Origin of the sequence: Nonomuraea sp. NPDC049421 (assembly GCF_040677005.1) — a bacterium.
In the GTDB taxonomy this organism is placed as follows: domain Bacteria; phylum Actinomycetota; class Actinomycetes; order Streptosporangiales; family Streptosporangiaceae; genus Nonomuraea; species Nonomuraea salmonea.
In genome coordinates this window covers 90,141-101,120 of sequence record NZ_JBFAQA010000039.1, presented here as the reverse complement: position 1 = coordinate 101,120, position 10,980 = coordinate 90,141, and the positions used below count along the sequence as shown (strand labels likewise).

At 72.8% G+C, this 10,980-nt stretch carries 7 protein-coding genes; 4 read left to right on the top strand and 3 right to left on the bottom strand.

What is annotated here, in order from left to right:
* Positions 1-154: 154 nt before the first annotated feature.
* Together AB0K18_RS44230 and AB0K18_RS44225 are read left to right on the top strand one after the other, a co-directional pair.
* Positions 155-5,062: an NUDIX domain-containing protein gene (locus AB0K18_RS44230; protein ID WP_364927234.1), complete on the top strand. Its 4,908-nt coding sequence runs from the start codon at positions 155-157 to the stop codon at positions 5,060-5,062.
* Entirely contained in the window at positions 5,059-5,571 is a 513-nt protein-coding gene (locus AB0K18_RS44225; protein WP_364927231.1) for a hypothetical protein, read from the top strand. Before AB0K18_RS44230 ends, AB0K18_RS44225 begins: the two co-directional genes overlap by 4 nt.
* Positions 5,572-5,639: 68 nt before the next feature.
* On the opposite strand, the gene AB0K18_RS44220 is transcribed toward AB0K18_RS44225, so the two are convergent.
* Positions 5,640-5,984, bottom strand: coding sequence for an STAS domain-containing protein (locus tag AB0K18_RS44220; protein WP_364927229.1), 345 nt, complete (start codon positions 5,982-5,984; stop codon positions 5,640-5,642).
* Between the two features lie 437 nt (positions 5,985-6,421).
* Here AB0K18_RS44220 and AB0K18_RS44215 point away from each other — a divergent pair, with 437 nt between their 5' ends.
* The gene (locus AB0K18_RS44215) at positions 6,422-7,984 is read left to right on the top strand and encodes a polysaccharide lyase family 1 protein (RefSeq protein ID WP_364927226.1); all 1,563 of its coding nucleotides are present in this window, start codon (positions 6,422-6,424) and stop codon (positions 7,982-7,984) included.
* 26 nt (positions 7,985-8,010) lie between these two features.
* Here AB0K18_RS44215 and AB0K18_RS44210 read toward each other — a convergent pair whose 3' ends face one another.
* Positions 8,011-9,054 (bottom strand): aldo/keto reductase, encoded by a 1,044-nt coding sequence (locus AB0K18_RS44210; RefSeq protein ID WP_364927223.1) that lies wholly within the window; start codon positions 9,052-9,054, stop codon positions 8,011-8,013.
* Between the two features lie 137 nt (positions 9,055-9,191).
* Between AB0K18_RS44210 and AB0K18_RS44205 the strand changes: the two genes are divergently transcribed.
* Entirely contained in the window at positions 9,192-9,755 is a 564-nt protein-coding gene (locus AB0K18_RS44205; RefSeq protein WP_364927220.1) for a TetR family transcriptional regulator, read from the top strand.
* Here AB0K18_RS44205 and AB0K18_RS44200 read toward each other — a convergent pair.
* A complete protein-coding gene (locus AB0K18_RS44200) occupies positions 9,673-10,920 on the bottom strand; it encodes an acyltransferase (protein WP_364927217.1) in 1,248 nt (415 codons plus the stop codon). The genes AB0K18_RS44205 and AB0K18_RS44200 overlap by 83 nt on opposite strands.
* Between the last annotated feature and the right edge of the window lie 60 nt (positions 10,921-10,980).

The window sequence follows — 10,980 nt, the reverse complement described above, 5'->3', positions numbered from 1 at the left end:
CCGGCCCCCAGTCCACACCCCGACCCCAGTCCATACCCCGACCCCAGTGCACAACCCGACCCCAGTGCACAACCCGGGCCCTGCCCACCCTCTCGCCGACCCCGCGCCCCTCAACCGCGCCCTCCCGGCCGAGCGCCCCGTCTCCCCTGTCGCCATGCCTGCCGAGCGGGGAGCGTCGCACGCCGTCGCGCCCGCGGACCAAAGCCCGGCGAACGGGGTCGCCGGCAAGCACGACACCGCCGCCATCCCCGGTGCTCTGCCCGCCGGTTCGGCGCTGCCCGCGACCGTCCCGGCCGTCGCCGCGGCCGTCCATCCCGTGGAATCGGCCGAACAGGTCACCGCCGAGCAGCGCACGGCCGAGACCCGCACCGATCAGGCCGGCGCGGCCCCTGCTCAGCGCCCCACCGTCCGCGACACCACGCCGGACAGCACGGTTCGCGACACCACGCCGGACAGCACCGTCCGCGACGTCACCGCCGGCTCCTCGCCGATCGCCCGGCAGACCACCGCCCCCGACCCCCCGCACACGGCGCCGAGGATCCAGCAGGACCCGGACGCCCCCACGACCACCGAGCAGACGGTCGCCGCCCCGCCCCGTACGGACACGACCGCGCCACCCCCCGCCCGCCAGGTCAACGGCGACCGCCCGGCCGACGTGATCGTCCCGCCTGCCCGGCCGCACGACCTGCCGGGACTCCCCGCCCAGGACCACGCGCCCGCGCCGAGGACCGAGAGTCCCCGCACGCAGACCCCGGACGCCCACCTGCCCGCGCAACCCGAGCGCGTCCCCGCCCAGAACGGGCACGCACCCCGGCAGGACGCGGCCGCGCGGGTACGGCCGGTGCCGGCCGGGCCTGAGCTGGGTGTGGCGGGGCCGTCCGAGCGGGTGACGAACCTGCTCAGCCAGGACGGCGCGTACGAGCCGATCAGCCTCCACGCCTGGTCGAGCGCCGATCAGGCGGTCGTACGCCGGCTGACGGACACGATGACCACGCCGACGAAGGACCTGCTGGCCGCGGCCCGCAGGCCGCACCTGGCGGAGGGTCTCGGCGACCCCCAGATGGTCCTGGTGCACTACGAGCTCCACATTCCAGGCAGGAAGGGACGAAACTGGGACTTCCTCCCCGGCGACGACCTGCCGGCGTTCACGCGGGGCAAGGGCGTGATGACCGGGCGCCGGATCCTGCGCGAGGTGCCGGCCACGTCGCCTGAGGCGGTCGCCATCGTCCGCGGGCTGGGCGTCGAGGAGCTGATGATGTCCTGGGGCCGCGGCGGGGGCCAGCTGCTCCCGGCCCGGCTGGCGATGAACCTGGCCGCGGTGGACGCGTTCGGCCTGCAAGGGGTCCTCGACCTCGAGGCGTACGGCGGGACCTCCAGGAGCCAGACGGGCGCCAGGGACTACGCCCGCCACGGCGAGGCGCTGCGCGACTTCCTGCGCACCCAGTACGAGCAGACCCAGGCCGAGCTGAGCCGGCACGGCATCGAGGAGCTCGTGCTCTATCGCGGCGTGGCCTTCGAGGAGGCGCACCGCATGCCGGCCTTGGCGGCGGCCTCGACCGGGGACGTGGTGCCGGTTCCGCCCGGCCTGCCGCTGCAGTCGTGGACGGCGCTGCCGGGCGTGGCCAAGCGGTACACGGGCCTGGGCGACGGTGCCGTCATGGCGGCCGTGGTCCCGGCGTCCCGGGTGCTGGCGACCCCGTGGACGGGGCTGGGCCAGCTGCCGCTGCACGAGTTCGTGGTGATGGCGGGGCCGGGCGACGTCACGGTGCTGCGGCCGACGCACGTCGTCCCGGCCGACCCGGCGCTCGCCGACCTGCCGCGCGGCCTGGGTACGAGGTGGGCGGGCGACGCGTACACGGAGTGCGCCCAGGGGCACCGGCACTGGGGCACCAAGGAGGCGACCGGGCTGCTGCCGTACCACCGCGGGCCAGGCGGCGAGGTGCACGTGCTCATGCGGCTGCGCTCGCCGGAGACGCACCACGGCGGGCAGTGGGGGCCGGTCGACGGGGCGCGCAACAGCGGCGAGGCGCCCGTCGCGGCCGCGTTGCGCAAGGCGGGCGAGGAGGTGCGGCTGAACCTGGACGACGTCCGGGTGCGCTCGGTCCACCACGACGACCACGGCGGCTGGGCGTACGACACGGTGATCGCCGAGCTGCCCCACAGGGCCGAGGCGTGGCCGGCCTCCCCCGAGTCCATCGACGTGCGGTGGGTGCCGTTGCGCGAGGTGGGGCAGCTGAACCTGCACCAAGACTTCGCCCCGTCCTGGCCGGAGGTCCGTACGGCGCTGGAGCGCGTCGCCGCCGAGGACGCCGAGGTCCGTACGGCGCTGGAGCGCGTCGCCGCCGAGGACGCCCCGGCCTCCGCCGCGGCCGCTCCTGCGGCGGGCAGGCCGCAGCCGGGACCCGCGCCCGCGCCGCCGCACGGCGCCTGGGCCCCGGAGCTCAGCGACGGGTTCTCCCCGATCGCCGACCCGCGCCCGCGCAACTTCGCCGAGGCGGCGGCCATCGTGCATCGCTGGAACCCGGACGGCACGCGCGGCGTCCCGGGCGACCCGCTCGACGCCCCTTCGCGCGTCGAGCGGCTGCTCAACGGCCAGGCCGATGACACCCCCGCCCCCCTGGATCCCGCCCTGATCGCAAGCGGCCGGGAGCTCATACGGCGAATGTACGTCGAGACCCAGGACGACGCGACGGCGGCGGCCGTAGGCGCGATGGGGAGGATTCTCGGAACGGACGCGCCGAACCGGGCCATCCAGGGCCTGGCTGAACAATTCTTCGACAGCATCCTGGCCGTCGATCCGCTGGTCGCGCTCTACCGGGACGCCCAGCGGCAGGGCATGGCACCCGAGACGGCCCGCGACGAGGCCGAGCTGGCCGACGTGCTCGACCGCGCCTACCCCGCCGACCGTCACCGCTGGCTCGGGCACCAGTACGACTACCTGATGCCGTCCGCGACGCCGGAGCAGGCACGCGCGGCCGGGCTCCTGGCCGAGATGATGGGAACGCCCGAGAACGGAGCCGTCAACAGGGCGTTCATCGACCCCGTGCGCCAGAGATACGGCATGAGCGATCTCGAGGAGCTGTATCCGATCGTGCGGGCCGCACAGGCCGAGGGCCTCCTGCCGCCGGCGACGCCCGGGCCCGGGGGCTTCCACGACGCTCTACGCCGGTTCCACCAGGAGGACCCTGCGCGGTGGTATGGCCTGCAGGGCCAGGTGAGGTATGACCTGCCGCACTTGGACGGCCCCGCGAGCCGCATGCTCGGCACCCTGATCGGTCTCGCCCCGCACGCGCCCCATGGATCGCGGGCAGAGACGATGCCGCTGCGGGAGCTGGCCCGCCGGACCGACCAGGCCGGCTCGGTCGAGCATCTGCTCCGCCTGGCTCTGGACGCGCAGGAGCACGGCGCTGACGTGGCCGGCACGTCGGACGTCACCGACCTGACCGAGATGCTGACAACGCATCGGCAGCGCGACCCCTACCTTTGGGACGGCCTGCGGCTCGTCACCGAGCACGGCCTGCCGCTCACGCGGGACGGCGAGGTCCGCGCCGCGGCCAGGCTCGCGGAGCTCGCGGGCCCGCCACCGACGACGCCTATCTGGCGCTTCGACCCGCTGCGCCGGCTGGCCGACGAGACCGGTTCCGGATACGACGTGGCGGACCTGGCGGCCCGCGCGGCCGAGGGCGCGCGGAACGGGTTCGACCTGTTCGGCCCGGTCGACCGCCGTGACGTGGTCGACGCACTGAGCCGGCCGGAGCCGCTCACCCCGCCCGAGCCCCGTGCGGACGCACCCGGCCTGCACGGCATGTCACCCGCGGACGTACGGGAGGTCAGGAACGCCGCGGCGGCCCAGCACGCGCGGGCATATGGGGATTATCTCGGCGATCACGGGATGCGCGGCTACATAGAGCCGGGCTCCGACCTGGACCGGGCGCTCACTCCGACGGTCCGGGAGTACGTCGAGTCGCTGCAGGCCCGGGTCGAGGCGTGGCGGCGCTGGCCGGATGCGCCGGAGGTGTCGTTCACCCAGGATTTCCCCGCTTTCCTGCGGGCGTACGAGGCGGCGGTGCGGCGCGCGGGCGGCGACGAACCGGTGATCCCTTTCATGTACGACGACGCCACCGCAGGGCTGGGTGCCCGCGGCGGCGGGCGCGGGTTCGGGTTGGAGATCGAGTTCGAGCTGCCCGGCTTCAGCAGCCGGGCCGATCTGAAGAACATCGCCCGGGACCTGCACGCCGCCGGTCTGACCGTTGACGGCGATGTGCACCCGTATCACGCGTCCTCCCGGGCTGGATACCACTCGGGTGAGCGGGGCGGGCGCGGTCTGTGGCGGCTGGAGCTGGACAGGTCGGTGTCCGGCGAGCTGGTCTCACCGATCCTGTACGACGAGCCCGCGACGTGGATGAACATCCTCCTCGCTTGCGAGATCATCCGCGGCTGGGGCGGCAGCGCCACGGTCAACACCGGCGGGCACGTGCACGTGAGCACCCGTGATTACGATCACCACCTGGCGAACTACGTAAGCGTGGCCGAATACGTCAAAAACCATGGCGACACGCTCTACCGGCTCGGACACAACCCGGCGGCGGAGAGCCACCGGGGCCAGGCGTGGTGCCGGTTCGACTCACTGCCTGCCCACGGCTACACCTCGATCGGCGCGGTGCGCCAGGATCACGTCCACCACTCGGCCGTGAGCATGCGCGGGATGACTGAGGACGCGAAGGGCCATATCGAGTTCCGCATGTGGGACGGCTCGCTCGACCCCGCCGTCATCCAGGCGCAGGTGAAGGTGTCGCTTGCCGTGGTGGAGGCCGCGTTCCGCACGGCGGCGCTGGACCTGCCGCCGAACGCGGGCGTGCGCGAGGAGCCCGGGACCCACGCCGGGCTGCGCTCCATGGGCTCCGCACCCGACCTCACCGAGGCGGGCAGCCTGTCCTTCCGCATGCTGATGGACGAGATCTTCTGGCGGGCCGCCGACAAGGAGCAGCTCGCCGCCCTGTTCGCGGCCACGCGCTGGCCCGAGCGCTGGGAGCCGGCACCGCTGCCGGAGGTCCGGGTATGAGCGTGGTCGTGCGGAACGTCGCCGTCGCGCGGCACCTGCCCGCCGCGCCGCGCCACCCCGACGGCAGGCCGTACCGCTATGAGATGATCCACGCCGGCGACGCCCTGCGGGGCTATGCGGACGAGCCGGCCGAGCTGGTCGCCATGCTCGTCCACGGTTACGGCGAGCTGGGCGACGACGGCGAGCGGGCGGTGGCGCGGATCCGTCTCGCGCTGGACGCGCAGGTGCGGTTGCAGGCGGAGCTGGCGGCGGGGCGGCTGGGCGAGTGCGGGCCGGAGGAACGCGCGGTGCTGCTGGGCGGCCGGCACGAGCCGCCCGCGCCCGCGGAGTGGACGGCTCCGGTGCCGCTGGTGCTGGTGACGTCCTTCTACGTGCCGGAGGGGACGTTGCCGCGGCCGTCGGGCCCGGAGGAGCTGCAGGTCTGGCTCGACCCGGCCGACGACTGGACGCTGCTCTCCAGCCTGCACGCGGCGGGCGTGATCAAGGTGGGGGCGCGCTCGGCGACCTGACCGAGGGCGGGATCGGCGCGCTGAGCGCCGGCGACCAAGGCGGAACGGGCGCGGCCGGCCCGAAGAGGTCAGGCGGCGTTCGGCGGGGTGCCGGCCACCATGGGCAGGGCCCGGTCGAGGCCGGTGATGCGCAGCAGCCGGGACATGAACGGCCGGGGCGACGCGAGGGCCAGGGTGATGCCCATCGGTCGGGCGCGCTGCTGCACGTCGACCAGGACGGCCAGCCCGGCGGCGTCGCAGAACGACACCTCGGACAGGTCGAGCACGAGCAGGCTGGTGCTGTAGTGCAGCGCGCTCAGCAGCTGCTCGCGCAGGTCCGCGCTGGTGAACAGGTCGATCTCGCCGTAGAGGCGCAGGACGGTCGGCTGCCCGGGGCCCGCCACGCCGAGCGGGGCGGTGTCGATGACCTTCATGAGAACTCCCCCCTCGGCCGGCCAGGACATGGGCGTCGCCCCTGGTCAGCGCCACCGGTGAGTCGGACTGGGGCGACGCCGGCGGGAGGCGCCGGCGCCCGAAAGTCCTCGGTCATCCCAATGTATCCCGCTGCTTTCCCCATGCCGTTCCCGCCAAGAAAACGAGGCGGATAGCATGCAGGAAATTTGACGAAAGGGCTGGCCGGAACGGGTGTTACGCCGCCCGTACCGGCTGGATGAAAGTTTCACGGCGCATTGACACGGGGAAAGCGCTTTCCTACGGTGGCGCTACTCACGGACACGGACGTGGTCACTCATGTGAGCGGTGCGCACTCGCTGGGGGGAATCCGGCGTGCGGGTCCTCCCGTACGCGCCGGACCAGCAAGGACCCGGCTGCCGACAGCAGCCCGGCATCCGACGAAGAAGATGGGACGAGCATGAGACGAGCAGTCGTGTTACGCGTCGGCGCGGCACTCGCCGCGGCGGTCACGGCCGCGGCGGTCGGGGCGGCCGTGCCGATGTTGCAGGCGTCGGCCGCACCGGCCGCTGCGGCCGGCAACGCCACCGGCTTCGCCTCCGCCAACGGCGGGACCACCGGCGGCGCGGGCGGCCAGACCGTACGCGCCACCACGGGCACCGCGATCCACCAGGCCCTCTGCGGCCGGGTCAGCAGCAGCACCCCGATCACCATCCAGGTCGAGGGCACGATCAACCACGGCAACACCAGCAAGGTGTCCGGCAACAGCTGCAACACCGCGGCCGGCGTGATCGAGCTCAAGCAGATCAGCAACGTCACGATCATCGGGGTCGGCAACGGCGCCGTCTTCGACCAGCTCGGCATCCACATCCGCGAGGCGAGCAACATCATCATCCAGAACGTCACGGTCAGGAACGTCAAGAAGTCGGGCTCGCCCACCTCCAACGGCGGCGACGCGATCGGCATGGAGAGCGACGTCCGCAACGTGTGGGTCGACCACGTCACGCTGGAGGCGTCGGGCGGCGAGTCGGAGGGCTTCGACGGCCTGTTCGACATGAAGAACAACACGCAGTACGTGACGCTGTCGTACAGCATCCTGCGCAACTCCGGCCGCGGCGGGCTGATCGGCTCCAGCGAGAGCGACCGCTCCAACGGGAACGTCACCTTCCACCACAACCTGTACAGCAACATCGACTCGCGTACGCCCCTGCTGCGCGGCGGCATCGCCCACATGTACAACAACCACTACCGGAACCTGCACGAGTCCGGCATCAACTCGCGGGCCGGCGCCCGGGCGAAGGTGGACAACAACTACTTCGAGGACTCCAAGGACGTTCTCGGCACCTTCTACACCGCCGAGGCCGGTTACTGGCAGGTCAGCGGCAACATCTTCGACAACGTGACCTGGGGCGGCCGCGACGACGAGCACAACCCGGCCGGCCCCAACCCGCAGTCCAACACCAGCGTGAGCGTCCCCTACTCCTACGCCCTCGACGGCGCGAACTGCGTGCCCGACATCGTGAACAGGACGGCGGGCGCCAACAAGGGCCTGCAGGTGTCGAACGGCAACTGCACCCCGACCAACCCGCCGACGGACCCGACCGACCCGCCCACCGACCCCACGGATCCGCCCACCGACCCCACCGATCCGCCCAGCGGCACGAACCTGAGCCTCGGCGCGGGCTCCGACGGCTCCAGCAAGGCCAGCGGCACGAGCTACGGCGACGTGCGTGACGGGAACATGAGCACGTACTGGTCGCCGTCCGGCTCGACCGGCGACATCTCGATCAAGTGGGGTTCGGCGACGAGGGTCGGCCGGGTCGTGATCCGCGAGGCGTCCGGCGCGACGGGCGCGATCGGGTCGTGGCAGCTGCTCAACGCCGACGACGGGGCAGTGCTGAAGTCCGGCACCGGGGCGGGCACGATCAGCTTCACGCCGACGTCGCTGAAGAAGGTGACGTTCCGGATCACCGGCTCGAACGGCACCCCCAGGGTCGCCGAGTACGAGACCTACGCCTCCTGACCGGGAGCCGCCGCGCCGCCCCTTGGTCAGGCGGCGCGGCGGCGACGCCGGGGATCGGCGAGGACGGCGGCGCCGTAGCTCGCGTCGTGCGGGTTGACGTCGGTGCCGGGCGCCACGGCCTGGTCGATCCTGTCGAGCACGTCGGACGTCAGCACGACGTCCGCGGCCTGGAGCTGATCGTGCAGATGCTCCGCGGTACGCGGGCCGATGATCGCCGCGGTGACCGCCGGGTGCGTGGTGACGAACGCCAGGGCGAGCTGGATCAGCGTCAGGCCGGCCTCGCCGGCGATGCCGGCCAGCGCGGTGGCGGCGTCGAGCTTGGCCTGGTTGGCGGGGACGGACAGGTCGTAGTGGGCCAGGGTGTGACCGAACGGCATCGTCCGGGTGCGGTGACTGGACGCCTGCGCCGCGTCCCGCCGCCACCGCCCGGTCAGCCAGCCTCCGGCCAGCGGGCTCCAGGCGAGCACCCCCATCCGGTACGTCTCGCAGGTCGGCAGCACGTCGGCCTCGACGCCGCGGACGAGCAGCGAGTACGGCGGCTGCTCGCAGACGAACCGCTCACGGCCCCGCCGCTCGGCCGTCCACTGCGCCTCGACGACGGCCGATGGCGTGAACGTCGACGATCCGGCGTAGCGGATCTTGCCGGCACGGACGAGGTCGGTGAGCGCGCCGAGCGTCTCGTCGATGTCGGTGGCCGGGTCGGGCCGGTGCACCTGGTAGAGGTCGATGTGGTCGGTGCCGAGACGGCGCAGGCTCTCCTCGCAGGCCCGGATGATCCAGCGCCGGGACGCGCCGCGCTCGTTGCGTCCCGGGCCCATGGGGCTGGACACCTTGGTCGCCAGGACGACGTCGTCGCGCCGCCCGGCGATCGCCTTGCCGACGATGACCTCGGACTCGCCGTCGGAGTAGACGTCGGCGGTGTCGATGAGGTTGACGCCGGCGTCGAGTGCCGTACGGATGACGCCGATCGAGGCGTCGTGGTCGGGGTTGCCCCAGCGACCGAACATCATCGCGCCCAGGCACAACGTACTGACCTGGACTCCTGTGCTTCCGAGCGTGCGGTAGCGCATGGCGGGACCGCCTTTCTTGGTCGAGTGATGGCACGGCGGGGCGTCTGCTACCGTCGCGGATAAGCGGAGTCAGGTCCGCTTATCCGGAGACTAAGCGGACCCGGCTCCACATAGCAACTCGGAAGAAGGACGACTCCATGCCTGAGTCCGGCCGGCCGATGCGGGCCGACGCGCGGGCCAACGAGGACAAGCTGCTCGCCGCGGCGGCCTCGGCCTTCGCGCGCGACGGCGCCGCCGCCACCCTGAAGCAGATCGCGAGGGACGCCGGCGTCGGGATCGCCACCCTCTACCGGCGTTTCCCCACCCGCGAACTGCTGGTCGACGCCACCTACCGCTATGAGACGGCCAGGCTCGCCGACCGCCCCACCGCCCTGCTCGCCGAACTGCCGGCCGACCGTGCCCTGCGGGCGTGGATGTCGGAGGTCCTCGACCACCTGGTCACCAAGCAGGGCATGGCCGACACGCTCAAGACGCTGCTGCGCGGCGACGCGGAGCTCGGCTCGCAGACCCGCGAGCAGCTCACGGCCGCGGTCGAGGAGTTGCGCCGCGCCGCGACCGATCAGGGGGTGCTGCGGGAGGACGTACCGGCGGGCGACATCCTCATGGCGCTGGCCGGCGTCACCCTCGCGGCCGGCGACCCTCGTCAGCGGGAACAGGCGGAGCGCCTGCTGGACCTGCTGATGGACGGTCTCGCCCCTTGACCAGGCGGCGGCCGACGAGCTGCATGGGGAGCTCGATGCAGCGGTGGCTGAGCCAGCTGAGCGGCAGCAGCAGCGCCAGGAAGAGCACGCCCGCGCCGATCTGGGCGGCCGCCGGCGCGCCGCGCAGCTCGCCCACCACCCGCATGAGGATCAGCAGCAGCGGCAGGTGCACGAGGTAGAGGGAGTAGCTGATCGTGCCGAGCCAGGTGAGCGTTGCGGGCAGCGTACGGGACCGGCAGGCCATGGCGGCGGCGAACGTGAGCACGGCCAGCAGGATCGTCAGGCCCCACACCTTCGGCTGCACCCACCACCAGCCGGCGTTGCGCGCCCACAGCGGCAGCGCCGCCACCAGCAGGCCGGTGGCGGCGACCGGCCAGAGCGGGCCTGCGCCGCGCTCCCACCGGTGCACGGCCGTGCCGGCGAACATCACCGCCAGGATCGCCGCACCGAACCAGGGGACGCGGCTGCTCAGCAGCACCAGCGCGAGCGCCATCACGCCCAGCGCGCAGGCCGCCACCGTACGGCCGCGCCCCGACACCACGCACGCGAGCCCGACCGCGAACAGCCCGAACGTCACCCAGGACAGCCACCCGCCCGACAGCGGCGGCGCGATCATCGCGAGCCCCGCGACCAGCCCGAGCACCGCGAACAGGCCCGGCAGCAACCCCCACCTGTCCCGCACGCCCGCCGTGAACAGCGCGGCGGCCAGCAGGTAGAACACCATCTCGTACGACAGCGTCCACATGGTGTTCAGCACGCCCGCGGTGCCCACGGCGTCCATGAGCATGGTGGCGTGCGCGGCCACGGAGGACAGGTCGCGCGGCACCTCGGCCCGTACGGGGATCCACCAGGCGAGCACGAGCACCAGCGCGATCATCGCCAGGTAGAGCGGGTAGAGGCGGAAGAACCGGCCGATCCAGAAGGCCCGCACGTCACCGTGCCGCTCCAGCGAGGCGGGGATGATGTAGCCGCTGACCAGGAAGAACACCAGCACGCCGTAGACGCCGAGATTGAACGCGGTGGGCCGCAGCCACGGCATGGCCCAGGCGCACAGGTGCTCCCCCACCACCGCGAGAGCGCCGAGCCCGCGCAGGGCGTCCAGCCAGGCGAGCCGGGCGGGGGCCGCTGACGCGGTACGAGAGGTGATGGATAAAGCAGGGGACATGAGGATCAAAGTATCGGAACCGCCGCTCTGTCGTATGCGGCGTCGTCCCGATCGTCTTGT